This window comes from Paralysiella testudinis (assembly GCF_016894345.1).
Lineage (GTDB): Bacteria > Pseudomonadota > Gammaproteobacteria > Burkholderiales > Neisseriaceae > Paralysiella > Paralysiella testudinis.
In genome coordinates this window covers 268,876-293,600 of sequence record NZ_CP069798.1, presented here as the reverse complement: position 1 = coordinate 293,600, position 24,725 = coordinate 268,876, and the positions used below count along the sequence as shown (strand labels likewise).

23 protein-coding genes are annotated in these 24,725 nt (G+C 55.1%); 16 read left to right on the top strand and 7 right to left on the bottom strand.

Annotated elements, in window-relative coordinates; genetic code table 11:
- Nucleotides 1–11: 11 nt before the first annotated feature.
- The 3 genes from JQU52_RS01540 to JQU52_RS01530 are packed head-to-tail and all read left to right on the top strand — an operon-like array spanning nucleotide 12 to nucleotide 1,938.
- On the top strand, nucleotides 12–608 hold the full coding sequence (locus JQU52_RS01540) for an LOG family protein (RefSeq protein WP_230339440.1): 597 nt from the start codon (nucleotides 12–14) through the stop codon (nucleotides 606–608).
- The gene (locus tag JQU52_RS01535; RefSeq protein WP_230339439.1) at nucleotides 605–1,378 is read left to right on the top strand and encodes a Rossmann-fold NAD(P)-binding domain-containing protein; all 774 of its coding nucleotides are present in this window, start codon (nucleotides 605–607) and stop codon (nucleotides 1,376–1,378) included. The genes JQU52_RS01540 and JQU52_RS01535 overlap by 4 nt, the downstream gene beginning before the upstream one ends.
- A gap of 2 nt (nucleotides 1,379–1,380) precedes the next feature.
- Entirely contained in the window at nucleotides 1,381–1,938 is a 558-nt protein-coding gene (locus tag JQU52_RS01530; RefSeq protein WP_230339438.1) for a ubiquinone biosynthesis accessory factor UbiJ, read from the top strand.
- 102 nt (nucleotides 1,939–2,040) lie between these two features.
- Here JQU52_RS01530 and JQU52_RS01525 read toward each other — a convergent pair whose 3' ends face one another.
- Nucleotides 2,041–3,318, bottom strand: a complete 1,278-nt coding sequence (locus tag JQU52_RS01525) for a sodium/glutamate symporter (RefSeq protein ID WP_230339437.1) — start codon at nucleotides 3,316–3,318, stop codon at nucleotides 2,041–2,043.
- 336 nt (nucleotides 3,319–3,654) lie between these two features.
- Between JQU52_RS01525 and JQU52_RS01520 the strand changes: the two genes are divergently transcribed.
- From JQU52_RS01520 to JQU52_RS01505, 4 genes are all read left to right on the top strand, one after another.
- Entirely contained in the window at nucleotides 3,655–4,491 is an 837-nt protein-coding gene (locus JQU52_RS01520; RefSeq protein WP_230339436.1) for a hypothetical protein, read from the top strand.
- 121 nt (nucleotides 4,492–4,612) lie between these two features.
- Nucleotides 4,613–6,475 (top strand): glycine betaine ABC transporter substrate-binding protein, encoded by a 1,863-nt coding sequence (locus JQU52_RS01515; RefSeq protein ID WP_230339435.1) that lies wholly within the window; start codon nucleotides 4,613–4,615, stop codon nucleotides 6,473–6,475.
- Nucleotides 6,472–7,278 (top strand): ATP-binding cassette domain-containing protein, encoded by an 807-nt coding sequence (locus JQU52_RS01510; RefSeq protein WP_230339434.1) that lies wholly within the window; start codon nucleotides 6,472–6,474, stop codon nucleotides 7,276–7,278. The genes JQU52_RS01515 and JQU52_RS01510 overlap by 4 nt, the downstream gene beginning before the upstream one ends.
- 604 nt (nucleotides 7,279–7,882) lie before the next feature.
- Complete coding sequence (locus JQU52_RS01505) at nucleotides 7,883–9,193, top strand: CitMHS family transporter (protein ID WP_230339433.1); 1,311 nt, start codon at nucleotides 7,883–7,885, stop codon at nucleotides 9,191–9,193.
- Between the two features lie 167 nt (nucleotides 9,194–9,360).
- Here the strand turns inward: JQU52_RS01505 and yihA are convergent, their stop codons facing one another.
- The gene (gene yihA / locus JQU52_RS01500) at nucleotides 9,361–9,993 is read right to left on the bottom strand and encodes a ribosome biogenesis GTP-binding protein YihA/YsxC (protein ID WP_230339432.1); all 633 of its coding nucleotides are present in this window, start codon (nucleotides 9,991–9,993) and stop codon (nucleotides 9,361–9,363) included.
- Between the two features lie 201 nt (nucleotides 9,994–10,194).
- Between yihA and JQU52_RS01495 the strand changes: the two genes are divergently transcribed.
- The 4 genes from JQU52_RS01495 to JQU52_RS01480 all read left to right on the top strand — a co-directional run bounded on the left by JQU52_RS01495 (nucleotide 10,195) and on the right by JQU52_RS01480 (nucleotide 16,202).
- Entirely contained in the window at nucleotides 10,195–10,830 is a 636-nt protein-coding gene (locus JQU52_RS01495) for a c-type cytochrome (protein WP_230339431.1), read from the top strand.
- A gap of 391 nt (nucleotides 10,831–11,221) precedes the next feature.
- Nucleotides 11,222–13,249: a cytochrome c biogenesis protein ResB gene (locus JQU52_RS01490; RefSeq protein WP_230339430.1), complete on the top strand. Its 2,028-nt coding sequence runs from the start codon at nucleotides 11,222–11,224 to the stop codon at nucleotides 13,247–13,249.
- Nucleotides 13,242–14,429 carry a c-type cytochrome biogenesis protein CcsB gene (gene ccsB, locus JQU52_RS01485; protein ID WP_230339429.1) on the top strand — a complete coding sequence of 396 codons (1,188 nt, stop codon included), beginning with the start codon at nucleotides 13,242–13,244 and terminating at the stop codon, nucleotides 14,427–14,429. Before JQU52_RS01490 ends, ccsB begins: the two co-directional genes overlap by 8 nt.
- Nucleotides 14,430–14,633: 204 nt before the next feature.
- Nucleotides 14,634–16,202 (top strand): TerC family protein, encoded by a 1,569-nt coding sequence (locus tag JQU52_RS01480; protein ID WP_230339428.1) that lies wholly within the window; start codon nucleotides 14,634–14,636, stop codon nucleotides 16,200–16,202.
- 67 nt (nucleotides 16,203–16,269) lie between these two features.
- Here JQU52_RS01480 and JQU52_RS01475 read toward each other — a convergent pair whose 3' ends face one another.
- Complete coding sequence (locus JQU52_RS01475) at nucleotides 16,270–16,473, bottom strand: glycine zipper 2TM domain-containing protein (protein WP_230340500.1); 204 nt, start codon at nucleotides 16,471–16,473, stop codon at nucleotides 16,270–16,272.
- Nucleotides 16,474–16,625: 152 nt separating this feature from the next.
- Complete coding sequence (locus JQU52_RS01470) at nucleotides 16,626–17,372, bottom strand: 4'-phosphopantetheinyl transferase family protein (protein WP_230339427.1); 747 nt, start codon at nucleotides 17,370–17,372, stop codon at nucleotides 16,626–16,628.
- Nucleotides 17,373–17,612: 240 nt separating this feature from the next.
- Between JQU52_RS01470 and dusB the strand changes: the two genes are divergently transcribed.
- From dusB to pagP, 4 genes are all read left to right on the top strand, one after another.
- Nucleotides 17,613–18,632 carry a tRNA dihydrouridine synthase DusB gene (dusB, locus tag JQU52_RS01465; RefSeq protein WP_230339426.1) on the top strand — a complete coding sequence of 340 codons (1,020 nt, stop codon included), beginning with the start codon at nucleotides 17,613–17,615 and terminating at the stop codon, nucleotides 18,630–18,632.
- Between the two features lie 51 nt (nucleotides 18,633–18,683).
- On the top strand, nucleotides 18,684–18,923 hold the full coding sequence (locus tag JQU52_RS01460; protein WP_230339425.1) for a Fis family transcriptional regulator: 240 nt from the start codon (nucleotides 18,684–18,686) through the stop codon (nucleotides 18,921–18,923).
- Between the two features lie 37 nt (nucleotides 18,924–18,960).
- Complete coding sequence (gene purH / locus JQU52_RS01455) at nucleotides 18,961–20,538, top strand: bifunctional phosphoribosylaminoimidazolecarboxamide formyltransferase/IMP cyclohydrolase (RefSeq protein WP_230339424.1); 1,578 nt, start codon at nucleotides 18,961–18,963, stop codon at nucleotides 20,536–20,538.
- A gap of 302 nt (nucleotides 20,539–20,840) precedes the next feature.
- A complete protein-coding gene (gene pagP / locus JQU52_RS01450) occupies nucleotides 20,841–21,392 on the top strand; it encodes a lipid IV(A) palmitoyltransferase PagP (RefSeq protein ID WP_230339423.1) in 552 nt (183 codons plus the stop codon).
- Between the two features lie 79 nt (nucleotides 21,393–21,471).
- Here the strand turns inward: pagP and JQU52_RS01445 are convergent, their stop codons facing one another.
- Complete coding sequence (locus JQU52_RS01445; protein ID WP_230339422.1) at nucleotides 21,472–21,660, bottom strand: hypothetical protein; 189 nt, start codon at nucleotides 21,658–21,660, stop codon at nucleotides 21,472–21,474.
- Between the two features lie 172 nt (nucleotides 21,661–21,832).
- Here JQU52_RS01445 and JQU52_RS01440 point away from each other — a divergent pair, with 172 nt between their 5' ends.
- On the top strand, nucleotides 21,833–22,468 hold the full coding sequence (locus tag JQU52_RS01440) for an MBL fold metallo-hydrolase (protein WP_230339421.1): 636 nt from the start codon (nucleotides 21,833–21,835) through the stop codon (nucleotides 22,466–22,468).
- A 74-nt stretch (nucleotides 22,469–22,542) separates the two neighbouring features.
- Here JQU52_RS01440 and JQU52_RS01435 read toward each other — a convergent pair whose 3' ends face one another.
- Nucleotides 22,543–23,463 (bottom strand): bestrophin family protein, encoded by a 921-nt coding sequence (locus JQU52_RS01435; RefSeq protein WP_230339420.1) that lies wholly within the window; start codon nucleotides 23,461–23,463, stop codon nucleotides 22,543–22,545.
- Between the two features lie 20 nt (nucleotides 23,464–23,483).
- Nucleotides 23,484–24,725, bottom strand: coding sequence for an AmpG family muropeptide MFS transporter (locus JQU52_RS01430; protein ID WP_230340499.1), 1,242 nt, complete (start codon nucleotides 24,723–24,725; stop codon nucleotides 23,484–23,486).

The following is a 24,725-nucleotide window of genomic DNA, read 5'->3' as shown; positions in this document are numbered from 1 at the left end:
TTTAGAATATTATGAATAAACTCAACAACATCGTGGTCTATTGCGGCTCCAATTGGGGCGAAAATCCGGCTTTTTTTGCCGCGGCGCAAGCGCTGGGGCAGACCTTGGCCGACAACGGCCACACCTTGGTGTATGGCGGCGGCAATGTTGGCCTGATGGGCACCGTGGCCGATGCGGTGCTGGCCCACGGCGGCAAGGTGATTGGCGTGATTCCCACGTTTCTGAAGCAAAAAGAAGTGGCGCATTTGGGCTTAACCGAGCTGATTGAAACCGCCGACATGACCAGCCGCAAAAACACCATGATTGCGCTGGCTTCCGGCTTTATCGCCTTGCCCGGCGGCTTGGGCACTTATGAAGAATTGTTTGAAGTGCTGTCGCAAGCGCAATTGCGCCTGCATCCGCATCCGGTGGGCGTACTCAATGTGGCCGGCTTTTTTGATCCGCTCTTGGCGCTGCTGCGCGACACCGTACGCCACGGCTTTATGCCCGAGGCCAATTTAAGCCTGCTGTGCGTGGCCGATAGCGCCCCGGCCTTATTGGCCAAAATGGCCGCGTGGCAAGCGCAAGATGCGGTGAAATGGGTGCAACCCAGCTGGAAACAAGCATGAGCCAGCCGCCGGGCGTGGCCATTTTGGGGCTGGGCTATTTAGGCTTGCCGCTGGCCGAAGCGTTGCATCGGCGCGGCCATCCGCTGCTGGCGGCACGGCGCAGTGTGCCGCCGCAAGCGCTGCCGTTTGCACTGCAAACAGTGGACATCGGCCACGCCGCCGCTCATGATTGGTCGGCGTGGGCGGGCTATCCAGTGTGGGTGTGTCTGCTGCCGCCTTCAGGGAGCCCCGATTATGTGGCCGGGCTGAGCCATTGGCTGCAACAGGCGCGTGCGTTGGGCGTGCGCCAAGTGATTTACAGCAGCAGCATTTCGGTTTATGGCACCGCACAAGGGCATTGCGATGAGCACTCGCCGGTGCAGCCGCAAACCGACAGCGCCCGCAAAGTGGCGGCCGCAGAAACGGCTTTTTTAGCCAGCGGCGTGGCCAATGTGGATGTGTTGCGCTTGGGCGGGCTTTATTCGGATGGCCGCCATCCGCTGTTCAGCCTGCAAAAAAAGCCGCTTAATGGCGGCGGTGCACAGCCGGTGAATATGCTGTCGCAACAGCAAGCCGTAGCGGTACTATTGCAGGCGATTGCGCAGCCCGGCGGCGTGCGCGTGCGCAATTTGGTGGCACCGCAACACCCGCCCAAACGGCAATTTTATGGTGCTGAGGCCGAGCGCTTGGGTGTGGTGGCGCCCTTATTCGACCCGCAAGACCACGCATGCAGCGGCAAAATCGTGCGCAGCGCCTACAGCGATTTTGACGCGGTGTTTACGGAGAACTAACCATGCCCGCATTGGCCGTGCTAAACCATTTATTGCAACAAAACCCCGAAATCCGCGCCCAAATGCAAGCTCATGGCGGCCGCTGCGTACGCTTGGCTTTGCCGATGTTGGCCTTCACCGCCAGCATCGACGAAGAAGGCTATTGGCGCCACAGCGACGCTGCGCCGGAAACCACGCTCACTTTCCACAATAGTGCGCTACAAAAGCGCCTGCAAGGCGATACGCCCGGCGTGGGCGATGTGGCGGTGGCGGGCGACCAAGCGCTGGGCATGGCCTTGCTGCCGCTGCTGGGCGGCTTGCGCTATTGGGCCAACGACGACATCGCCCGCCTGTTTGGCGATGCCGCTGCGGGCGAATGGCTGAGGGTTTCAGGCAGCCTGAAACACAGCGCCGCCGAGCTGGCGCAAACCGTGGCCGCTCACATCAGCGATTACGCGCAAGAGGCCGATGCGGCGGTGGTGCACCGCCAACAATTCGCCCGCTTTGCCGACGCCGTGGCCACCTTGCGCGACGACACCGCACGGCTGTCGGCGCGCTTGGCGCGCTTGGCACAAAAATAGCGCTGGCGCTGGGCAAAATAAAACGGTGGCACCCGATAATGGGTGTCACCGTTTTTTGATTCAAAATCATTAAGGGTGAGCGATACGGGTTTTCAGGCAGCCCTATTGCAAAAACGGCAGTTGGGTAAACAGCTGCAAAATAGAAGCGTTCACCAAGTCCACAAAAAACGCGCCCACCATCGGCACAATCAAAAATGCTTTATACGAAGGGCCGTAGCGGTCGGTAATCGCCTGCATATTGGCAATGGCGGTGGGTGTGGCGCCCATGCCGAAGCCGCAATGGCCGGCGGCCAGCACGGCGGCATCGTAATCGCGTCCCATCACCCGGAATGTTACCCAAGTGGCATACATCATCATCACCGCCACCTGCACCGCCAGAATCAGCATCACCGGCAAGGCCAGGCTGGTAAGCTCCCACAAGCGCAACGACAGCAGCGCCATGGCCAAAAACAGCGACAAAGAAGCATTGCCGAACACATCAATGGCGCGGTCGAACATATCGAAGTTAAAGAAATGAGTGAGCACATTGCGGATAATCACCCCGCCGGCCAGCGCCCACACAAAAGTGGGCAGCTCAAATATCGAGCCTTTGGCCACAGTGGTCATCACCCCGGCAAAAGCCATACAGCCGGCAAACAAAGCCATAGTTTCAATCGCGGAGGAGGCGGTAATCAGGCGGATTTCGTCCGGTTTGTCGAACATGGCGTCGTTGCTGCGGTCGTCGGTTTCGGTGTGGCGGGTGCTGTACAAAGACTGCGCCGCCGCCACCGATTCCAGATGGGTTTGAGCGCTTATTTGTGGCAGGCGCGGGTGGTGGATTTTTTTAATCAGATACTTGGCCACCGGACCGCCGATCAAGCCGCCAGCCACCAAGCCGAAAGTGGCGGTGGCAATGCCCAAGGTGGTGGCGCCCACCACGCCGTATTTGTTTTCCAACACCGGCCCCCATGCCCCGGCCGTGCCGTGGCCGCCGGTGAGTGTAATCGAGCCGGTTACTAGGCCGATTAAGGGATCCAGCCCCAGCATGGCCGCCAAGCTCACGCCCACGGTGTTTTGCACCATGATGTAGCCCGCTACCACCATCAAAAACACCACCAAAGGCTTACCGCCGGCTTTCAGGCGGCTGAAGTCGGCACTCAAACCGATGGAAGAGAAAAACATCAGCATAAACGCGGTTTGCAATTGCTGCTGAAACTGAAACGTGAGCCCAAACAGCAAATTGAGCAGATACACCACCACCCCGGCCACCAAGCCGCCCGCCACCGGCTCGGGAATATTGAAATTAGATAAAAATTTGACCTTCACCACCAAAAAGCGCCCCAACAGCAGCACCAGTGTGGCCAAAATCAGGGTGTAATAACCGTTCAGTTCAATCGTCATACGCACTTGCTCCTTGCAAAACCACTGCCGCTGCCGGAAGTAAAGTCCGGTAGCGGCGCTTGAAACACGGCACCATCAAGGTGCCACCGCAGGGCGGATGTTAGCAGTTTCTCAAAAGCAGGGAAATGAAAGCAGATATGAAAACAGCCGTGGCTCACTTCAGGCTACCTGAAACATGATTTTGGTGCGCCAAACCACGCTGGTGATTTATTGGCATGGAGCGGCTGCCATGGCAAGCTGAATGAGGGGATGAAAAAAAGATTCAGGCTATTGATTCGGCATTGTTTTTACGCTACTGTGGCGGCGGGTAAATCCGCCATCACAGGAGCTGTCAACATGAAACGATTCAGCCAAACCGCTGCCGCCATCGCATGCTGCTTGTTGTGGCAAACCGCTGCCGCGCAAAGCATCGAGCAAATAGTAAAGCAGCACTATCCGCGCCAGAATACGCAAAACCAATGTCTGCTTGGCAAAAGCTTTCGTTATTACAGTGGCAACGCCTCCGTGCGCGGCGATTATTGCTTTACCATTGATGCCCAGCAAACCGTGAATACCGCGCAGGGCAAAATGCACTATATCTTGCTTACCGGTAAGGGCATCGACCTGAAAACCGGCGAATGGCAAACCGCCCATGTGGATGCGGGTGCGGTGGGCATGCTGGTGCTCAAAGCACGTGCCGATGGCGGCTGGCAAACCGTGGCCGCCAACACCGGCATGCCGGTGGGCGCTTTTGGCAGTGCGCCGCAAAACTGGGCGCTGCACCAATTCGGCCCCGATACCTGGGGCTTTATCAACCAAAGCGGCGATATGCACCAAGGTTATGCCGGTAGCCGCCATATCATTTTATTGCCGCTGGGCAATAAAATCAGCATAAGCCAGATTACGGCCGAATCCGATAATAGCGGCGCATTAGGTGATTGCAGCGCCGACATGGGCTTTGAAAGCGCAGCCGAGCGCCAAGATTGCCGCCAGCGCCTTGAAACCATCACCAGCCGCCTGAACATAGATCATGGCGGCACGCTTGTAGCGGGGCTTTATCCCTTGCAGCTCACCGTCAACGGCTTTTCCGGCAGCAAAAAATACCGCAACCAAGTGGTGCGCATCCCCTTTGATCGCGCCGCCGGTCAATACCGCGAGCCTAAATCCAGCCCACTGGCGGGTGCGGATTTTTAAAACACACACTGTTTTTGCTAGATAAAAGGCTGCCTGAAATGCTTTCAGGCAGCCTTTTATCTGTAGCAGAACATTCACTCTGCTATGATGGCGGCACATCATTACAAACGGGGAGCCGCACATGCGCTTGATACCGCGCGTTGGGCTAATGCTGCTGGGTTTACTGTTGTCGCCCTGGCTGTGGGCGGCTTGCGAAAAGCCGATTAAATTTGGCGCGCTCACGTGGGAAAGCGGCCAGTTTACCAGTGCCGTATTGCGCACCTTGGTGGAAGAGGGCTATGGCTGCGCCACCGAAGAAGTGCCCGGTGCCAATCCGGCGCTGGAAGCGGCGTTGGCGCAAGACGATATCCAAGTGATTGGCGAGCAATGGGTGGGGCGCTCGCCCGCTTTGCAGCAAGCGGTGGATGCGGGCAAGGTGGCGGTGATTGGCGACACCTTACAAGGCGGTGCCGAGCAGGGCTGGTATGTGCCTGCCTATGTGTTGGCGCAAAATCCCGATTTACAGAGCTACCGTGATTTGCCGCGTTTTGCACATTTATTTGCCGACCCGGAAAACCCCGGCCGTGCCCGGTTTGTGAATTGCCCCAGCGGCTGGATTTGCGAGGTGTTCAACACCCGCCTGTTGCGCAACAGCGGGCTGGATGCCCAGTTTAATAATGTTCACCCCGGCACCGGTGCGGCGCTGGATGCCACCATTGCCGCCGCTTATGCGCAACAAAAACCGCTGCTGTTCTACTACTGGCAGCCCACCGGCCTGATGGCCAAATACGACCTCAAGCCAATCCCGCTGCCTGCCTACAACGATGCTTGTTGGCAGGATTTATTGCGTGCCGACGGCCGCAGCAGCTGCGTTTCTGGCATGCCCACTTCGCAATTGGCGATTGCGGTTTCCACCCCGTTTGTGCAGCAACATGGCGATTTGGCCGCGCTGTTTGCGCGGGTGCAATTCACCCCGCAACAGCTGAATAGCGCCATTTTGGCCATGAGCGAACATCAGCGCAGCGGCCACGCGCAGGCACAGATTTTTCTGCGCGAACAGCCTGAGGTGTGGCGCCCTTGGCTCAGCCCGGAAGCGGCGTTGCGCATGGATGCGTTTTTAAACCGAGATGCACAGGCACAAAGCGGCTTCTTCCCGCAATGGTCGGTGGCGGGCGGGTTTAACCGCTGGCTCAATCTGCTGGTGCGCGACTACGGCGACTATTTCCGCCACATCAGCCAGTTTACCCTTCATGGCTTGCTGTTGCCGATTGAGCGGCTGCTGGCGGCAATGCCGCCGTGGCTGCTGCTGGGGCTGGTGTCGGTGTTGGCTTGGCATGCCACCCGCCGTTGGCTGTTTGTGATGGGTTGTACGGTAGGGCTGTTTTTAATTGGGGCATTTGGTTTGTGGCCGTCGTTATTGCAAACCATGGCCTTGTTGGTGGTGGCAGTGGGCATCACCGTGGTATTGGGCGTTCCGTTGGGGATTGTGATGGCGCGCAGCCGCCGCGTGCACCAAATCGTGTCGCCGGTGTTGGATGTGATGCAAACCATGCCCAGCTTTGTGTATCTGATTCCGGTGTTGATGTTGTTTGGCTTGGGCAAAGTGCCGGCGCTGTTTGCCACCGTGGTGTATGCGCTGGCGCCCTTGGTGCGCCTCACCGCCTTGGGTATCCGCCAAGTGAGCCCGCAGCTCACCGAAGCGGCGCAATCGTTTGGCAGCAGCCGCTGGCAGATGTTGTTGTGGGTGGTGCTGCCCTTGGCCAAGCCCAGCATCATGGCCGGGGTAAACCAAGCGGTGATGATGTCGCTGTCGATGGTGGTGCTGGCTTCGATGATTGGCGCACCGGGCTTGGGCGAGCCGGTGTTACAGGCGATTCAAACCCTCAATATCGGCCAAGGGCTGGAAGCGGGCGCGGCCATTGTGGTGGTGGCGATTGTGATCGACCGCATCACCCAAGCCTACGGGCGCTCCAAACGGCAAAAACAAACAGGCGAACACTCATGAGCGATATTCATCTGGCCGGCATCAGCAAAATCTACGGCAAAAACGGCCTACGCGTGTTGCCGCTGCTGGCGCAAGGCATGAGCAGCCGCGAAGTGCTGGCCGCCACCGGCTGCCAAGTGGGGCTGTACGACATCAATCTGCACATTCCGGCGGGCGAGGTGTTTTGCATGATGGGCTTGTCCGGCTCAGGCAAATCCACGCTGGTGCGCCACATCAACCGCTTAATCGATCCCAGCTGCGGCAGCGTGCATGTGGGCGATTTAAACGTCACTGCGCTGGATGCCGCCGGTTTGCGCGAATACCGCCGCCGCCGTGTGAGCATGGTGTTCCAGCACTTTGGCCTGCTGCCGCACCTCACCGTGCAGCAAAATGCCGAATACGCCTTGCGTGTGCGTGGCGTGCCGCCGCCGCAACAAGCCGAGCAGGCCGTTTATTGGCTGGGTGAAGTGGGCCTGGGCGGCTACGAGCAGCATTATCCCGACCAGCTCTCCGGTGGCATGCGTCAGCGCGTGGGCTTGGCGCGCGCCTTGGCTGCCGACACCGATATTGTGCTGATGGACGAGCCGTTTTCCGCCCTCGATCCCTTAATTCGTCAAAAGCTGCAACAGCAAGTGCTCGATTTACAGGCACGGCTCAATAAAACCATTGTGTTCATCACCCACGACATTGAAGAAGCCATGCTGATGGGCAGCCGCATCGCCATGCTCAATGCTGGGCGGTTGGTGCAAGTGGGCACCCCGACAGAATTGCGCCATCACCCGGCCGATGATTATGTGGCCGAATTTATGCAAAGCGCGCGCTGATTTGCGTTGTATTAGGGTCTGTTCACATTTCATCGCGTGGCCCTATTTTGGCTTAAAAGCCCGCTTTCTGCGTTGAAAATGCGCGCAAGGTGTTCAACCTTGCTGTGCTTTTCGCCTTGAACGCAGACTTTTCTGCTCAAAATCCGGTGCACGGCTAAAATGTGAACAGACCCTAGACTCAGGCTGCCTGAAATGCATTATTTTCAGCACCGGTGCCTTGAGCATTCAGAAAAATATTCTGATGAATATAGTTGCATATTTGTTTTCGTGCTGCTTATTCAGGCTGCCTGAGCAAGCATTGGCTTGCCTTTGCTTTTGCCAGTTTGCTTGCCTGATATACCTTGGCAGTAATCAAGTCTTGAGAATGGCGCACATGCCAATGATAATCAGATGTTATCAAGATTAAAGATTGCCTAGTTGGGTTGGTGGTGTTACATTGCGTTTGTTTTATTTAATTGGATTTATTACTCCAAAAACCCGCCGCAACGCTCTAAGGCGTTGCGGCTTTGTTGATTTTTAGGGCTGATTTGGCATTAACTTTGCGAAGGCTGGTAATACGCCCACTTTGTCAAAATTTAACCACCACCGGAAAGGACGTTCGGCTATGCTGACAGCCATTGGTTTGTCGATTATTGTGATTATTGTGGTGCTACTGCTCACTGAAAAAGTATCACCCATTATTGCCATGATTTTGGTGCCGTTTATCGGCGCACTCTTGGCTGGGTTTTCTTTTGAGGAAATCAAGCAGTTTTATCAAGACGGCACCCGTTCGGTATTGCAAATCGTCATCATGTTTGTGTTTGCCATTCTGTTTTTCGGCATCATGAGCGATGCGGGTTTGTTCAAACCTTTAATCGACGGGCTGGTGAAGCTCACACGCGGCAATGTGGTGGCGGTGGCGGTGGGCACGGTGTTGATTTCGATTGTGGCACAATTGGATGGTGCCGGTGCCACTACTTTCCTGCTGGTGGTGCCGCCTTTGCTGCCTTTATACAAACGCCTGCGTATGAACCCGTATTTGCTGTTTTTACTGCTGGCGGCCAGCGCCGGCTTGGTCAATATGCTGCCATGGGGCGGCCCCACCGGGCGTGTGGCCACAGTGCTGGAAATGGATGTGGGTGAGCTCTACCGCCCCTTGTTTGCGGTGCAAATCATTGGTTTGGTGCTCACCTTGGCCTTGGCTGCATTTCTGGGTGTGCGTGAAAAGCGCCGTATTTTGCGCGAGTATGGCACCTTGCAGTTTGACGATGCGGCTTCGGCAGACGAGATTATTGATCGCGCCAGTGCCGAAGCCTTGGCACGGCCACAGTATTTCTGGGCCAATGTGGTGCTGTTTTTACTCACCATGACGGTACTGTTTGCCGGGTTGCTGCCGGCGGGCTATGTGTTTATGCTGGCCACCACATTGGCTTTGCTGCTGAACTACCGCAAGCCGCACCTGCAAATGGAACGCATCAACGCCCATGCCGGCGGGGCGATTATGATGGCCACCATTATTTTGGCCGCTGGTACCTTCTTGGGGATTTTGAAAAATTCCGGCATGCTTGATGCGATTGCCAAAAACATGGTGTATTTGCTGCCTGATGCTTTACTGCCTTATCTGCATATTATTATCGGTATTTTTGGGGTGCCGCTGGAGTTGGTGTTGAGCACGGATGCTTATTACTTCGGCTTGTTGCCGGTGGTGGAGCAAATCACCTCGCAAGTGGGCGTGGCACCGCAATCGGCCGGTTATGCCATGCTGATTGGCAGCATTGTGGGCACCTTTGTTACTCCCTTGTCACCCGCCTTGTGGATGGGTTTGGGCTTGGCGCGCCTGTCGATGGGCGCCCATATCCGCTATTCGTTTTTCTGGATTTGGGGCTTGTCGCTGCTCACCTTGTTGGGGGCGATGCTGATTGGGGTGGTGGTGTAACGCTGCTTGATTGAAGTGACGCGCCTGCTGGTTAAAGGCTGCCTGAAAGGTAATATCAATTCTACAAAACAACCTAACTGGATTTGGCAATCCAGTTGATTAGCTAATATTGATTTTATTAAATCAAAACAGCCGCCATGGCATACCATGACGGCTGTTTTTTGATATCAGACTGCTGGAAGCTCCGCCTCGTCTGTCGGTGTAAAATCGGCAAACCAGCCGGCCACCACGGTTTCCACTTCGGCCATGCCTTGCTTTTTGAGGCTGGAAAACAACTGCACGCTCACTTGTTGGCGTTCGGTAAACGGTTTTAGGGCTTGTTTGACCGTCGACAAGGATTTGATTTGGTCGTTCTTGGATAATTTATCGGCTTTGGAGAGCAAAATATGCACCGGCCTGCCGGTGAGCGCAAAGAAGTCCAGCATTTGCACGTCCAACGCCTTTAAGGGATGGCGGATGTCCATAATCATCACCAGGCCGATAAGTTGCGCGCGGTGTTGCAGGTAATCGCCCAATAGCCGTACCCAATGGGTGCGGATGGCTTCAGGCACCTGCGCATAGCCGTAGCCGGGCAAGTCCACCATAAAAGCGCCGTTGGCCAGCTCGAAAAAATTGATGTGCTGGGTGCGCCCGGGCGTTTTGGATACATAAGCCAGCCGGGTGTGGTTGGTTAGCGTGTTGATGGCACTGGATTTACCGGCATTGCTGCGCCCCACAAAGGCAATTTCCGCTCGCGTGGCGGGCAAATCCTTTAAATGGTTGACGGTGGTGTAAAATTTTGCGTTCTGAAAAAGGTTCATGTCTGGAATCTTGGCTGTATTTTGGTATAGAATACCATGTTTATGAAAATATCGGTTTGGGCAGGTTAAAATCTGCCTGTTGAGTAATACCCGTTCGGAAAACCCAAGCCCACAAGGCGCATTTCCCCGGCGGGTGGTATTGATGATAATAAGGCGGTTGCCGGAACAAAACCGGGCAATGCTGACAACCAGGAGCGCTTGATGAAACGTTTAACCCTACTGAGTTTGGCCGTGGCGGTGTCCGGCTTGGCGGCGGCTCAGCCCAAAGCCGATGTGGCGCGTGGTGAGCAAATTGCCAATACCGTTTGTGCGGCCTGCCACGCTGCCGACGGCAACAGTGGCATTGCCATGTATCCGCGCTTGGCCGCTCAGGATGCCGAATACATTATTTTGGAAACCCATTTAATTAAAGACGGCAAGCGCACCACCGGTGCGGCAGGTACCATGATGCCCTTGGTGCAATCTTTGTCGGATGACGACATCCGCAATGTGGCCGCCTATTTCCAAAAACAACAACCCAAAGCGGGCGAAGCCAACCCCAAAGAAAACCCCGAGCTGGGCGCGCGCATTTTCCGCGGCGGCTTGGCCGATAAAAAACTGCCCGCCTGTATGTCTTGCCACGGCCCCAACGGTGCCGGTATGCCCGGCGGCTCCACTGCCAAAGACGGCATTGTGGCCTATCCGCGTTTGGGCGGCCAGCACAAAGCCTATGTGGTGGAGCAGCTGAAAGCTTACCAAAACGGGCAACGCACCAATCCGATTATGGTGGACATCGCCAAACGCATGTCGGCTGATGAAATCAATGCGGTGGGTAACTTTATCCAAGGTTTGCACTAAATTCATGCCATAAAATAACCGCACGGCCACCAATTAAGGTGGGTGCGGTTATTTTATGGTTCAGGTAGCCTGGTAAATTGAATAATAAATGTTAATTAGTAAAAGCTATAATATAGTAGTAAAAAATAAATAAATCATACAAGGCCGAGCTGATTTGTTTGGTGCGCCCGCACCCTAATAATACCCATTCTAAAAAATAAGATAACAAGGCGGCGAGCCGAAGACAGTACACCTAGTACGGCTAGGCGGGCCAACGCCCTAGGATTATTTAGTTTCTTTACTATAAGTTAAGCTGTGCAAAAAAGCCCGCCGTGATGGGTGATTTTGTTATCGTGTGCGGTTGTTTATGTAGCGTACACTATTGTTTCAAGTTTGTGATTATAAGTGCTCAATGGCTAAATCTTCTCCGGCTAAATCGGCCGCTTCAGTGCCTTTAATCCGGCGCCCATGGTTTGCTTTTTTAAGCTCCATGCGTTTTGCGGTGGCTTTGTTGTGTTTGCTCGGCATTGCCTCGGTTATCGGCACAGTGCTGAAGCAAAATGAGCCGATGAGCGGCTATCTGGCCAAATTTGGCCCCTTCTGGCACCCCATTTTTGATTTCCTTGGCCTCTACGATGTGTATTCCTCATCGTGGTTTGTGGTGATTATGCTGTTTTTGGTGTTGTCCACCGGCTTATGCTTATGGCGCAATATCCCGCCGTTCGTGCGCGAAATGCGCTCTTTCCGCATCAAGGCCACGCGCCAATCGTTGGCCAATATGCAGCACAATGCTTTGCTGGCGGCACCGCCCACCGCAGAGGTGGTGCGCCGCTATTTTGAAGTATCCGGCTTTACAGTAAAAACGCAGCAACGTGACAACGGCGATGTATTGCTGGCGGCAAAAAAGGGCAGTGCCAGCAAGCTTGGTTATATCTGCGCCCATATGGCCATTATTGTGATTTGTTTGGGTGGCTTGATCGACAGCAATATGGGCTTGAAACTGGGCGTGCTCAGCGGGCGCTTGGTGCCGGATGCCGACACCATTATGGCCAAGGATTTCCAGCCGCACAGTAAGCTAAGCAGCAATACATTGTCGTTTCGCGGTGATGTCAACATCAATGAAGGCCAAGGCGCAGACGTGGTGTTTTTAAACACCGGCAAAGGTTTTTTGGTGCAGGATTTGCCGTTTTCGGTGGAGCTGCGTAAATTCCATGTGGATTACTACGACACCGGCATGCCTAAAAACTTTGCCAGCGACATCACTGTAATCGATAAAAAAACCGGCGCCAAACAAGAAGCCACCATCAAAGTAAATCACCCGCTCACCGTGGATGGCGTTACCATTTATCAGGCCAGCTTTGGCGACGGCGGCTCTGATTTGCGCTTCCAAAGCTGGGATTTGGGCAGCAGCAGCCCGGAATCGGTGGCGTTAAAAGCGGTATCGATGAATGCCTTTCCGCTGGCCTTGCGCGAGCAGCAATACCGGCTCGAATTCGACGAATTTCGCCCCATCAATGTGGAAGACACCGAACACAGCACCAAAGCGAGCGGTTGGCAGCAGAAAATGCACGATGTGCGCAGCGTGAAAAAAGAAAAAACCGCCCGCAATGTCGGCCCCACCATCACCTATAAAATCCGCGACAATGCAGGCCAAGCACACGAATACATGAACTATATGTTCCCACTGCAACGCGATGGCGACTGGTTTTACGCCACCGGCGAGCGCAGCGGCATCGGTGCCGATTTCCGTTGGCTAATGTTGCCGGCCGACCGCGACGGCAAATTAACCACTTTTATGCATTTGCGCCAAATTCTGCAAAACCCCGAGATGCGCGACAAACTGGCTGCCGAAGCGGTTAAAGGGGTGGATCCGCAAATGCAGGCAGCCTTTGGCGAAGCCGTGCGCAATGTGTTGCGCCTGTTTAGCGAAGGCGGCTATGTGGCGCTCAACGATTTTGTGCAAGAAAAAATTCCCGCCGCCGAGCAAGACCGCATGCGCGATTTTTTCTATCAGGTGCTTTATGGTGCCACCAGCCTAGCGCTGGATGAAGCCGTGCAGGCACAAGGGCAAGCGCCGTGGCCGGCCAGCGATGACGTGCGCAACCGCTTTTTGCTCAACAGTTTGGATGGCTACACCGGCCTCACCCGCTTTTCGGCACCGCTGCTGATGCAGTTGGATGCGTTTAAAGAAGTGCGCTCTTCCGGCCTGCAAATGACCCGCTCGCCCGGCCAGAGCTTGGTGTATTTGGGCTCGGTGTTGTTGATTTTGGGCTCGATTTTTATGTTTTATGTGCGCGAAAAACGCATTTGGGCGTTGTTTGGCCACGACGGCATGCGCTTGGCCATGAGCGCCACCCGCCACCAGCGTGATTTGGACAGCGAATTTCCCCAACATGTGGCAAAATTAACGCAATTGGCCAAGGATTTATCTCATGAATAGCACTAAAACCGGCGCTTTGCCGCAACACGAACTGCTTACCGAGCGCAGCCTGTGGGCGCGTCTGAATGGGTGGGATTGGTTGTTTGCGGTGGCCGTGGTAGCCATGGGGCTGTATGCCCAATTTGTGTTCAGCGAACACCATATGGACGGCTACGAAGTGGCCATTTTGTGGGGCACTGTCATCGGCACGGTGTGGCTGGGCTGGTTTTTCAAACCCTTGCGCTGGTATGTGCCGCTGGTGGTGTTGCTGGCCTTTGTGTCGGTAACGCTCTATGGCGGCCGTTTTGATGCGGGCAGCGAGAAATTTTTGTTGCGCTATTTTCTGGCCAGCCAATCGGCGATTATGTGGCAATGCGCGTTGATTTTTCTGGCTTTGTTTTGCTATGTGGCGGGCACGCTGAGCGCTTGGCGCCAACACAAGAGCGGCAATGCTTTCTTGGACATCGGCACAGGCTTGGCATGGGCGGCGGCGGTGATGGGCTTGGTGGGCTTATTGGTGCGCTGGCACGAAAGCTATTTGCTGCGCCCGGATGCGGGGCATATTCCGGTATCCAATCTGTATGAAGTCTTCATCCTGTTTATGGTGATTACCGGCCTAATGCACTTGTATTACGAAGGCCGCTTCCATATGCAGCGGCTGGGCGCGTTTGTGTATTTCTTTATGGCGGTATTGGTGGGCTTTGTGCTGTGGTACAGCTTTGCCCGCGATGCGCATCAAATCCAGCCGCTGATTCCGGCGCTGCAATCGTGGTGGATGAAAATCCATGTGCCCACCAATTTTATCGGCTATGGCGCATTTTGTATGGCGGCCATGTTCGGCGTGGCCGAATTATGGAAAATCAAGCGCCCGCAGGCCACATGGCTGCCTGAAGCCGCGGCGATTGAAGAAGTGATGTACAAAGCCATTGCCGTGGGTTTTCTGTTTTTCACCATTGCCACTGTATTGGGTGCATTATGGGCAGCCGATGCGTGGGGGCGCTACTGGAGTTGGGATCCGAAAGAAACTTGGGCATTTATTGTGTGGTTGAATTACGCCGTGTGGCTGCATATGCGCCTGGTGGCGGGCTGGCGCGGCAAGGTGTTGGCGTGGTGGGCGGTTATCGGCGTGTTTATCACCGCGTTTGCCTTTTTGGGCGTGAATATGTTTTTGAGCGGCCTGCATTCTTACGGCACGCTGTAAAAAACTAACGCTTAGCAAAGTTGATTTTTTAAAACAAGCTGCTAAACTTGGCGGCATTGAATAATGAAGGATACACCCACATGAAAGACGCGGACTCGAGTTGCCACAATAGTGGCAATCCCGTTTTTTGGTGCTGGTGATTTTTCAGGCAGCCTGAGATATGCTCAGGCTGCCTGTTTTCGTTTTGTATAAAGGGATAAACCCATGGATTTCAGCTGGCTGGCCGAGCCGACCACATGGATAGGCTTTGCAACCTTGCTGGTGCTGGAGGTGGTGCTGGGCATCGATAACTTGGTGTTCATTGCCATTTTGGCCAATAAAGTCAAACCCCAATACCGTGATCGCGCCCGTTTGGTGGGGCTGAGCTTGGCAGTAGTCATCCGCATCATTATGTTGGGCTTGATGTCTTACATCATCACCCTCACTCATCCGCTGTTTTTCGTGGGCGAATTTGCGGTTTCCGGCAAAGACTTGATTATGTTTTTTGGTGGTCTGTTTCTGCTCTACAAAGCCACCACTGAGTTGCACGAGCGGCTGGAAGGCCATGCCCAATTTGCTGATATGGGGCAGGTAAAACACTTTGCGCCGTTTTGGGGCGTGGTGTTGCAAATTCTGGTGCTGGATGCGGTATTCTCGATTGATTCGGTGATTACTGCCGTGGCCATGGTAGAGCATGTGGTGGTGGCGATGGCCGCGGTGGTGGTGGCGATGGCGATTATGATTTGGGCCAGCCGCCCGCTCACCGAATTTGTGGGCAAACACCCCACGGTGGTGATGTTGTGCTTAGGCTTTTTGCTGATGATTGGTTTCAGCCTGATTGCCGAAGGCCTGCATTTCCATATTCCCAAAGGCTATCTGTATGCCGCCATCGCCTTCTCGATTTTGATTGAGGTGTTTAACCAGATTTCCTCACGCAACAGCCGCCGCAACGACATGATTGGCCGCACTTGGCGCCACCGCACTGCCGAAAGCGTGCTGGGCATGATGGGGATGCGGGAGTCGGTGTTGGCCAGAGCCGGTGACGGTGCGGGCGACGACACCCATTTTGAAGAAAACGAAAAATCGATGATCCGCAGCGTGCTCACCTTGGCCGAGCGGCCGATTTTGGGGGTGATGACGCCGCGCAGCGATATTGAACGGCTGGACATTTCACAAAGCCGCGAGCAGCAGTTTGCCCAGTTGCAAAATACGCCGTTTTCACGGCTGATGGTGGTGGGCAAGGCGGGCATCGACGAGCCTTTGGGCTACATCAATAAAAAAGACCTGCTGGCGCAGTTGTTAAACAACGGCGAATTGAATATTCAGGCAGCCTTAAAGCAGCCGCTGGTGCTGCCCGACTCCAGCACCGTATTGGATGCGATGGAATTGTTTCGCGCCCGCAGTGCCGATTTGTCTTTAGTGGTGGATGAGTTCGGTGCCATTTTGGGCATGGTGACCATGAAAGATTTGATGGAAACCATTGCCGGTGATTTCCCCGAAGAATACGAGCGCGAAGAAGCGCCCAGTATTGAAACCAATGAGGCCGATCAAAGCCTCACCGTGGACGGCGGGTTGGAATACACCAATCTGGCGCAAGAAATCGACCTGCCGCCCTTGCCGGAAGACGCCGACTACCACACCGTGGCCGGTTTGATGATGGAAGAGCTGCAAACCATTCCCAATGAAGGCGATTTTGTGGACTTTTACGGCTACCGCTTTGAGGTGTTGAGCAAGGAAAACCGCCGCATCGAGCGTGTGCGCATTACCCGTGCACCGCCTGAAGACGAAGCTTAATCACGCTATCAGCCATAAAACAAACGGCCTGCATACAATGCAGGCCGTTTTGCTGCGCGGGGCTTTCTTAGTGAACCTGGCTGCCAATCACGCCGCCTAGAGCAGCACCGCCCAAGGTAGAGCCGGTGTCGCCGCCAATCAAATTACCGGCCACACCGCCGATAACGGCGCCGGTGGCGGTGTTTTGCTGTTGGCGCGAGAGATTGGCACAGGCGCTTAAGGAAGCGGCTACGGTGATTAATAATAAGGTTTTGCTCAAAGTGGTTTTCATCATCAAATCCTTTCTGTGTCTGGATAGATCGGGTATGCCGGTATGGGATACATGGCAGCACAGACCCTTATTATCACCACCTTGTTCCAAACGGGTGCTGGATTTGCGGCCTTTTACATGACACTACACGGGCTAACGTTTGGCGGTATTAATCAACAGCCATCTGTGCGTGTTTGCTGGTTTTGTTGTTTAGGCATGGCGCCATCTTCGGGTAATCGGCGCAATAGCACGCCGTTATCTGTGCCGGGCGGTAAATCCCAAACCGTTTGCCCATAGCCTTGCCAAAACAGCGTTTGCGGTGCATTGGCTTGCGGCCACACGCAAGACAACATCATGTGCGTGCTAACAGCATGGCTAAAGCCGTGCCAGCATGGATGGCATTGCGGATGATCAATGCCGATACGCCAACCGCCTTCAGGCAGCCTAAATAAGCCGGTGCGGCGCAAATCGGCAGGAAAATCCAAATTGGCGGCTTTGATTAAGGCTTCCTTTAAGGTCCACAGGCGATAAAACGCCAGAGTAGGGCTGGGCTGTTGTTGCCACCACTGTATTTCTTCATCGCGCGCGCACCAAGGCAGCAGAGCGACAAAGTTACGCGGGCGCATCTGCTCTAAATCCACACCCAAAGCATCTTGCTGGCCGTACAGCAGGGCGGCATAGCCATGGCTGTGGCTGAGTGTGGTCAGGGTGTTCGGCGCCAACCGGCGGCGTTGCTGCTTTAAAAAACGGCTGCTTTGCCAATCGATGCGTTGCGCCAGCGCAGGCTGTTGCTGGCAGCGCAAATGGTCGGCAGCATCCAGCAAGGCGTGGCGGTAGCGGTGGACGCAGTCGGGGCCGGCCAGCAATAGGGTGAGCGGCATCATGGTTTTGGCGGTGTAAGGTGTAAAATGAATCGCCATGATAAAGTGTGGCCGCGCTAAACGCCAATATCGCTGGGTGTGATGTTGGCCTAAGAGCCTGTTTATGTGATGGAAACCAGCTACAAAAAAGATTGTGAACAGGCTCTAATGAATTACAGGCTGCCTGAAAACAGAAAATCAATGCTGGGCGCTGATTTTTGCATTTGCACACGGGTTAAGATTGGAAGCGTTGCCTAAAAATTGTACAATGCGTTTTTTGTTGGCGGCGTGTGCCTGAAAATGCAAATTGGCCCTTATTCTATTGCCACGCCCTTGGCCTTGGCGCCGATGGCGGGCATTACCGATAAACCGTTCCGCCAGTTGTGCCGCCGCATGGGGGCGGGCTGGGCGGTGAGCGAGATGATCACCAGCGACCCTTCCTTGCAGCACAGCAAAAAAACCCTCAGCCGCGCCGATCATGCGGGTGAAGCCGGGGTGATTGCGGTGCAGATTGCCGGCAGTGATCCGCAGCAGCTCGCGGCGGCGGCGCAATACAATGTGGCGCGCGGTGCGCAGGTAATCGACATCAATATGGGCTGTCCGGCCAAGAAAGTCTGCCATGTGCAGGCGGGCAGCGCTTTATTGCAAAACGAAGCCTTAGTGGCCGCTATTTTGCACGCGGTGGTGCGGGCGGTGCCGGTGCCGGTAACGTTGAAAACACGCTTGGGCTGGAACGATGACAACCGCAATATCGCCACCATTGCCCGGCTGGCCGAGGATGCCGGTATTGCCGCTTTGGCCATTCACGGGCGCACGCGCACGCAAATGTACCAAGGCCGGGCCAGCTATGATTTGATTGCCGCAGTGAAACAAACAGTGCAAATGCCGCTGTGGGTGAATGGCGATTTAAGCAGCCCGCAGCAGGCCATGGCGGTGTGGCGCTATACCCAAGCCGACGGGGTGATGATTGGCCGTGGTGCCCAAGGACAGCCGTGGCTGTTTCGCGATTTGGCACACTACCGCCAATATGGCAGGCTGCCTGAAGCCTTGAGTGTGGCCGAACATGCTGAGATGGTGTTGCAGCACATTGCTGCCATGCATGTGTTTTACGGCGAAACCACCGGCGTGCGGGTGGCACGCAAACACATCGGCTGGTATGTGGCGGCGCTGCCCGGCGGCGAAGGCTTCCGCCGCGCCGTTAACCGGCTTGACAGCGCCGCGGCGCAATACGATGCCTTGGCGGCGTATTTGGATGTACAAGTGCAAACCTTAAACGCATGGCCGTGTGCATATCGGCCTGCATTTGGTGCGGCTGCCTGAAAGGGTGGCGGCGGCGATTCAACCAACCCGATATTTTCAAAGAATTTCATCATGCCGAATAAAAACAACAACATTGCCTTGTGCATCGAAAACAGCCTACAGCAGTATTTTGCCGATTTGGATGGCGAAACCCCGTGCGGCGTTTACGATATGGTGCTGCATCAGGTAGAAGAGCCGCTGTTGCGCTGCGTGATGCAGGCGTGCGAAAACAATCAGACCCGTGCGGCGCAGATGCTGGGCTTAAACCGCAATACCCTGCGTAAAAAATTGACCCAATACAATTTGCTGTAATCCCAACCCAATCTTCCAAGATAAGGATAAAACCGATATGGCTGTGGTAAAACGTGCGCTGTTAAGCGTGTCTGACAAAACCGGCGTAGTGGATTTTGCCCGTGCGCTGGCACACATGGGCGTGGAATTGCTGTCTACCGGCGGCACCGCCAAATTGCTGGCCGATGCCGGCATTGCGGTGATTGAAGTGGCTGATTACACCGGCTTTCCGGAAATGCTCGACGGGCGCGTGAAAACCCTGCACCCCAAAATCCACGGCGGTATTTTGGGCCGTCGCGATTTGGCCGCGCATGTGGACAAAATGGCCGAGCACGACATCGGCAATATCGACTTGGTGTGCGTGAACCTCTACCCCTTTGCCGCCACCGTGGCCAAGCCCGGCTGCACACTGGAAGATGCGATTGAAAACATCGACATCGGCGGCCCCACCATGGTGCGCTCCGCTGCTAAAAACTGGCAGCATGTGGCGATTGTGACCGACAGCCGCGATTACGAAACCGTGGTCAATGAGTTGCAAGCCGCTTCAGGCAGCCTGAGTGATAAAACCCGCTTTAATTTGTCGCGCAAAGCTTTTTCGCACACCGCTGAATACGATGGCATGATTTCCAACTACCTCACCAGCGTGGACGACAGCGTATTAAGCGGCGAGCCGCACATGCAGGCGTTCCCACAGCAGTTCAACCAAAGCTGGCTCAAAGTGCAAGATCTGCGCTACGGCGAAAACCCGCACCAACAAGCGGCGTTTTACCGCGACATCTACCCGGCTTCAGGCAGCCTGGCTGCGTATAGCCAGTTGCAAGGCAAAGAATTGTCGTATAACAACATTGCCGATGCCGATGCAGCATGGGAAGCCGTTAAGGCATTTGACGCACCCGCCTGCGTGATTGTGAAACACGCCAACCCCTGCGGCGTGGCCGTGGCTGCCGATACGCTGAGCGCCTACCGCTTGGCGCTGGCCACCGACACCACCAGCGCCTTTGGCGGCATCATCGCCTTTAATCGTGAAGTGGACGCTGCTACCGTAGAAGCCGTTACCGGCCAATTTGTGGAAGTGTTGATGGCACCCAAATTCAGTGCCGAAGCCCGCACGATTATTGCCGCCAAGAAAAACGTGCGCGTATTGGAAGTGCCGCTGCTGGCCGGTGCCAACCGCTTTGAACTCAAGCGCGTGGGCGGCGGCTTGCTGGTGCAAACCCCCGACACCCACCGCTTAAACCGTGCCGAGGTGCAAGTGGTGTCACAACGCGCACCCAGCGAACAGGAATGGCAGGATTTGCTGTTTGTGTGGCATGTGGCGCAATACGTTAAATCCAATGCCATCGTGTTCGGCAAAGGCGGCCAAACCTACGGCATTGGTGCCGGGCAGATGAGCCGGGTGGATTCCACCCGCATTGCCGCACGCAAGGCACAAGACGGCGGCTTTGATTTAAACGGTGCCTGCGCCGCATCCGATGCCTTCTTCCCCTTTCGCGACGGCATTGATGTGATTGCCGAGCAAGGCATTAAGGCGATTATTCACCCCGGCGGCTCCGTGCGTGACGAAGAAGTGATTGCCGCTGCCAATGAGCACGGCATTGCCATGGTGCTCACCGGCGTGCGCCATTTCCGTCATTGATGGCGAAGTGATGCTCAATGCTGCCTGAATTACAATGTGGGCTATATCCATATCACCCTATCTGCTTTGGCAAACGCATTGTTTTTCAGGCAGCCTTTTTAAATACATGATTTTTAAATGGATTGATTTAATCATTCAACCATTCTGATAATGAATTGATAGATAAAATGAATGCAAAAAATCTATTCTTAATCACCGCTTGCTTATGCACCTCTGCCGGTGCGGCTACTCTAGCCGACAATATGGATACAGCCGCCATCCCTGCAGCTGAGCCCACGCTAACACCGGGCGAAGCTGCGCCTATGACTGCCACCCAGCATCACCCCGCCGACGCCATCGCCGCGGACGGCAAGCACCAAGCTGCCGAGCCACGGGCAGGCGGCTGGTGGCAAAACACCAAAGAGCAGGTGGCCGCCACTTGGGCCAGCGACCGCTACGAGCTTTATCTGCCCCTGTATGCCTGGCATAACCGCAGCACCTACAGCAAAGAAAAAATCAAAGAATTTAACGAAAATGCCTGGGGCATCGGCTTTGGTAAATACCGTGATACCGAATACAACACCACCCACGGAATCGGCGGCATGGTGTTTATGGATTCACATAACGACCCAGAGCCTTTTGTGGCCTACACTTGGCAAAAAAATTGGCCCATCAGCCAGCACCAAAAGCTGGCTGCTGGCGGTTTTGTAGGGGTAACCGCCCGTTCCGACATCGGCCCCTACGCGCCGATTCCGGTGGCGTGGCCGTATGTGGCGTATAGTTATCGCAAATTTTCACTGCAAGGCATGTATTTCCCCGGCAGTAAAGGCAATGGCAATATTGCTTTTTTTTGGGCGAAATACCGGCTTGATTGATTTGGTGGCCGGCCACCATACAAAACCGGCACAGAAATTCTGTGCCGGTTTTGTGTATGAAGATACCGCAAAAGGGTACTCAGCGGTAAAATGGCTCCATAGATTCAATTTGTTCATACGCCAGATTATGCTGTGATGCCACATAGCGTTTGATGCTTTCGGTATCTAGCTTGCGCAACATGCGCTTGGGAATGGCGGCAATCAGTTGCAAAGAAGCGCCGGTAGGCACGTGCTGAGGCGAGAGCCGGATAATATATTGGTTGGACATGGTGAATCTCCGCGGGTAAATCATTGATTTGTGATTAATGTTTATTGTTGTTTGGGTTACTGTGGGTTTATCATAATCCAAATTGATTGGCTATGGTAAAAATTATGACAAAATAATTTCATATATGTATTGCTAACGTTAATGCGCAGACACCAGAAAAGGAAAAAAGTTCATGGCTTTACAATTTGAATTGTTGCCGGTAACACCGTTTATGCAAAACTGCACTTTGTTATGGGATGAACAAAGCCGCGCGGCGGTGCTCACCGATGTGGGTGGTGAAACCGAGCGGCTGCTGGGCGAAGTGGCCGCGCGTGGTTTGGATTTGCAGGCGGTGTGGCTCACCCACGGCCATGTTGACCATGTGGGCGGGGTGGTGGATTTGACCAAGCAGGTAGATGTGCCGGTGCTGGGCCCGCATGCCGACGATGACTTCTGGATTCAGCAATTGCCCGCGATTACGCAGGCTTACCGCTTTCCTTTCAGCCCGCCGTTTACACCCACCCGCTGGCTTAACGAAGGCGACACGCTCACCTTGGGCGAGCATGTGTTTGAAGTGCTGCACATTCCCGGCCACACGCCCGGGCATGTGGTGTTGTATTGCGCCGCGGCCAAATTGCTGGTGGCCGGTGATGTGTTGTTTTTGGAGTCTATCGGCCGCACTGATTTTCCGCGCGGCAACCATGCCGACTTAATCCGCAACATCCGTGAAAAAATTCTGGTTTTGCCGGACGATACACGGGTAATTACCGGCCACGGCGCCATGACCACCATTGGCCACGAAAAAAGACACAATCCGTTTTTGCGCTGATGTGCTTGGATTATCAAGATAAGGCTGCCTGAAAACACATTAAATGTTTTCAGGCAGCCTTTTTTGCTTTGATATTACATCAACACACCTTTGCGGTCGGGCAATAAAGGTGGCGGCCAGGTTTCGCCCAATTCGGCCAGGCAATGGCTTTCGATGGTGCGGCAAATGCTGTCCAGCGCCAGGGCATTGGGCTCTTGGGCGAAAGGGTTGGTGATTTCGTCGCCCAGCGCGTCCAGCCCCAAAAAGGCATAGGCCATAAAGCTCACCACCACCGGCGTCATATAGCCCACGCTGCTAACCAAGCCGAAGGGCAACAAAAAGCAATACACATACACGGTGCGGTGCAGCAGCAATAAATAGGCATAGGGAATGGGCGTGGTGCGGATGCGTTCGCAGGCGCCCAGAATATGGCTTAATTCGCTGATTTGGGCATCAATATTTGCCATTAGCGGCGATTGCAGCCCCTGTGTTTGGTGTAGCTGGTAAAAGGCATGGCCAATCAGGGTGAGTAATGTGTTGGCGGGGCTGGGCGAAGCAGACACGGTGGCGTAATCGGCGGCCGACAGCCAGCGTTGCAAATCGGCGCTGCCGTCGCTGCCGCGCAAGCGGTGGCGCAAGGCGTGGGCGAAGGCAATCAGCAAATACACACGGCGGCGGTTGGCTTCCGGGGCGCTGGTGTGGCCGAATACCAAGACTTGGCGGGTGAGGTTGCGGCAGGCAATCAGGCAGCCGCCCCACAAGGTGCGTGCTTCCCAATAGCGTTCGTAGCCCACGCTGTTGCGAAAGCCGAGAAACAGGCCAATCACCAAGCCGATAATGGTAAACGGTGCCACGGTGAGGTTGATAAAGTGCCAGCCGTAATGCAGGTGCAGCACGCACACGGCCACCGCCAGTAAATCAAAAAACAGCACCCGCTTCCATATTTTGGGCACCACCGATCCTTGCAGGGTGATGAATAGCTTCCAGAGGGAAGGCGGTTTTTCGCGAACAATCATGATGGGCGGCTTGGCATGGTTTAGGCTTTACCGGCGGCTTGGGGCGCGGCATCGCCGTGCCATGGTGCCACCCAATACAGCAGCAACATGCCCGGCACCGCCAGAAAAAAGCACAGCCAGAAAAACGGCACATAGCCCAGCCATTCAATCAAATAGCCGGTGGTGGCGTTGATAAAGGTGCGCGGCACGGCGGCCAGGCTGGTGAACAGCGCCAGCTGGGTGGCGGTAAACGCGGGATTGGTTTCGCGCGCCATATAGGCCACAAAAGCGGCGGTGCCCAAGCCCACGCCCACGGCTTCGGCGCCAATCACCCCGGCCAGCATCCAGCGTTCGGTGGCGGTGATGGTGTCGAAATGGCCGAAACCGGCCAGCCAGGCAAAACCCAAAATGGTGACAATCTGCACCAAGCCAAACAGCCACAGCGCTTTGTTGATGCCCAGCTTGAGCATCCAGATGCCGCCCACAATGCCGAAAATCACCGCCGGCCACAAACCGGCGTTTTTGGCAATCAGGCCGATGTCGGTTTTGGAATAGCCCATGTCCAGATAAAACGGCGTGGCCAAGGCGGTGGCCATGCTGTCGCCCAGTTTGTAGAAGAAGATAAACAGCAGCACCAATAACGCGCGGCGCACGCCTTTGCGTGAGAAAAATTCGTTAAACGGCTCGACAATGGTTTGGCGCAGGGTTTTGGGTGCTTTGGGCGGCAATTGCGGCTCTTGCGCCAACAACAGCGTCATCAACAGGCCGGGCAGCATAAACAGGGCGGTAATCATAAATACGGTGGGCCAGGGATAGATGTCGGCCAGCACCAGCGACAGGGAGCCGGGCACCAGCGCGGCAATGCGGTAGGCATTCACATGAATGGCATTGCCCAGCCCCAGCTCGTTATCGGGCAAAATTTCGCGGCGAAAGGCGTCCAGCACAATGTCTTGGCTGGCGGAGAAAAACGCCACCAGTACCGACAAACCCATAATCCACTGGATATGCTGCTGCGGATTGAGCAGGGCATACAGCGCCAGTGCCACCATCAGTCCGATTTGGGTTACCAGCATCCAGCCGCGCCGCCGCCCCAGAAAGGGCAGTTTGACGGCGTCCATCAACGGCGACCAGACAAATTTCCACGTAAACGGCAGGCCGATCAGCGCAAACAGGCCGATGGTTTTCAAGTCGATGTGTTCGCTGCGCAGCCATGCCGGAATCAGGTTGATAAGGAAATACAACGGCAGGCCGGACGTAAAACCGGTGAACACGCACACCAACAT

What these genes read in the sequence shown, in the direction of transcription:
- JQU52_RS01530 (WP_230339438.1), top strand. Translation starts at nt 1,381, where the DNA reads ATGCCCGCATTGGCCGTGCTAAACCATTTATTGCAACAAAACCCCGAA.
- yihA (WP_230339432.1), bottom strand. Translation starts at nt 9,993, where the DNA reads ATGAACCTTTTTCAGAACGCAAAATTTTACACCACCGTCAACCATTTA.
- dusB (WP_230339426.1), top strand. Translation starts at nt 17,613, where the DNA reads ATGCAAATTGGCCCTTATTCTATTGCCACGCCCTTGGCCTTGGCGCCG.
- ccsB (WP_230339429.1), top strand. Translation starts at nt 13,242, where the DNA reads ATGAATAGCACTAAAACCGGCGCTTTGCCGCAACACGAACTGCTTACC.
- JQU52_RS01495 (WP_230339431.1), top strand. Translation starts at nt 10,195, where the DNA reads ATGAAACGTTTAACCCTACTGAGTTTGGCCGTGGCGGTGTCCGGCTTG.
- JQU52_RS01475 (WP_230340500.1), bottom strand. Translation starts at nt 16,473, where the DNA reads ATGAAAACCACTTTGAGCAAAACCTTATTATTAATCACCGTAGCCGCT.
- JQU52_RS01480 (WP_230339428.1), top strand. Translation starts at nt 14,634, where the DNA reads ATGGATTTCAGCTGGCTGGCCGAGCCGACCACATGGATAGGCTTTGCA.
- JQU52_RS01510 (WP_230339434.1), top strand. Translation starts at nt 6,472, where the DNA reads ATGAGCGATATTCATCTGGCCGGCATCAGCAAAATCTACGGCAAAAAC.
- JQU52_RS01435 (WP_230339420.1), bottom strand. Translation starts at nt 23,463, where the DNA reads ATGATTGTTCGCGAAAAACCGCCTTCCCTCTGGAAGCTATTCATCACC.
- JQU52_RS01460 (WP_230339425.1), top strand. Translation starts at nt 18,684, where the DNA reads ATGCCGAATAAAAACAACAACATTGCCTTGTGCATCGAAAACAGCCTA.
- JQU52_RS01540 (WP_230339440.1), top strand. Translation starts at nt 12, where the DNA reads ATGAATAAACTCAACAACATCGTGGTCTATTGCGGCTCCAATTGGGGC.
- purH (WP_230339424.1), top strand. Translation starts at nt 18,961, where the DNA reads ATGGCTGTGGTAAAACGTGCGCTGTTAAGCGTGTCTGACAAAACCGGC.
- JQU52_RS01505 (WP_230339433.1), top strand. Translation starts at nt 7,883, where the DNA reads ATGCTGACAGCCATTGGTTTGTCGATTATTGTGATTATTGTGGTGCTA.
- JQU52_RS01515 (WP_230339435.1), top strand. Translation starts at nt 4,613, where the DNA reads ATGCGCTTGATACCGCGCGTTGGGCTAATGCTGCTGGGTTTACTGTTG.
- JQU52_RS01445 (WP_230339422.1), bottom strand. Translation starts at nt 21,660, where the DNA reads ATGTCCAACCAATATATTATCCGGCTCTCGCCTCAGCACGTGCCTACC.
- JQU52_RS01430 (WP_230340499.1), bottom strand. Translation starts at nt 24,725, where the DNA reads ATGTTGGTGTGCGTGTTCACCGGTTTTACGTCCGGCCTGCCGTTGTAT.
- JQU52_RS01490 (WP_230339430.1), top strand. Translation starts at nt 11,222, where the DNA reads ATGGCTAAATCTTCTCCGGCTAAATCGGCCGCTTCAGTGCCTTTAATC.
- JQU52_RS01525 (WP_230339437.1), bottom strand. Translation starts at nt 3,318, where the DNA reads ATGACGATTGAACTGAACGGTTATTACACCCTGATTTTGGCCACACTG.
- JQU52_RS01535 (WP_230339439.1), top strand. Translation starts at nt 605, where the DNA reads ATGAGCCAGCCGCCGGGCGTGGCCATTTTGGGGCTGGGCTATTTAGGC.
- JQU52_RS01520 (WP_230339436.1), top strand. Translation starts at nt 3,655, where the DNA reads ATGAAACGATTCAGCCAAACCGCTGCCGCCATCGCATGCTGCTTGTTG.
- JQU52_RS01440 (WP_230339421.1), top strand. Translation starts at nt 21,833, where the DNA reads ATGGCTTTACAATTTGAATTGTTGCCGGTAACACCGTTTATGCAAAAC.
- JQU52_RS01470 (WP_230339427.1), bottom strand. Translation starts at nt 17,372, where the DNA reads ATGGCGATTCATTTTACACCTTACACCGCCAAAACCATGATGCCGCTC.
- pagP (WP_230339423.1), top strand. Translation starts at nt 20,841, where the DNA reads ATGACTGCCACCCAGCATCACCCCGCCGACGCCATCGCCGCGGACGGC.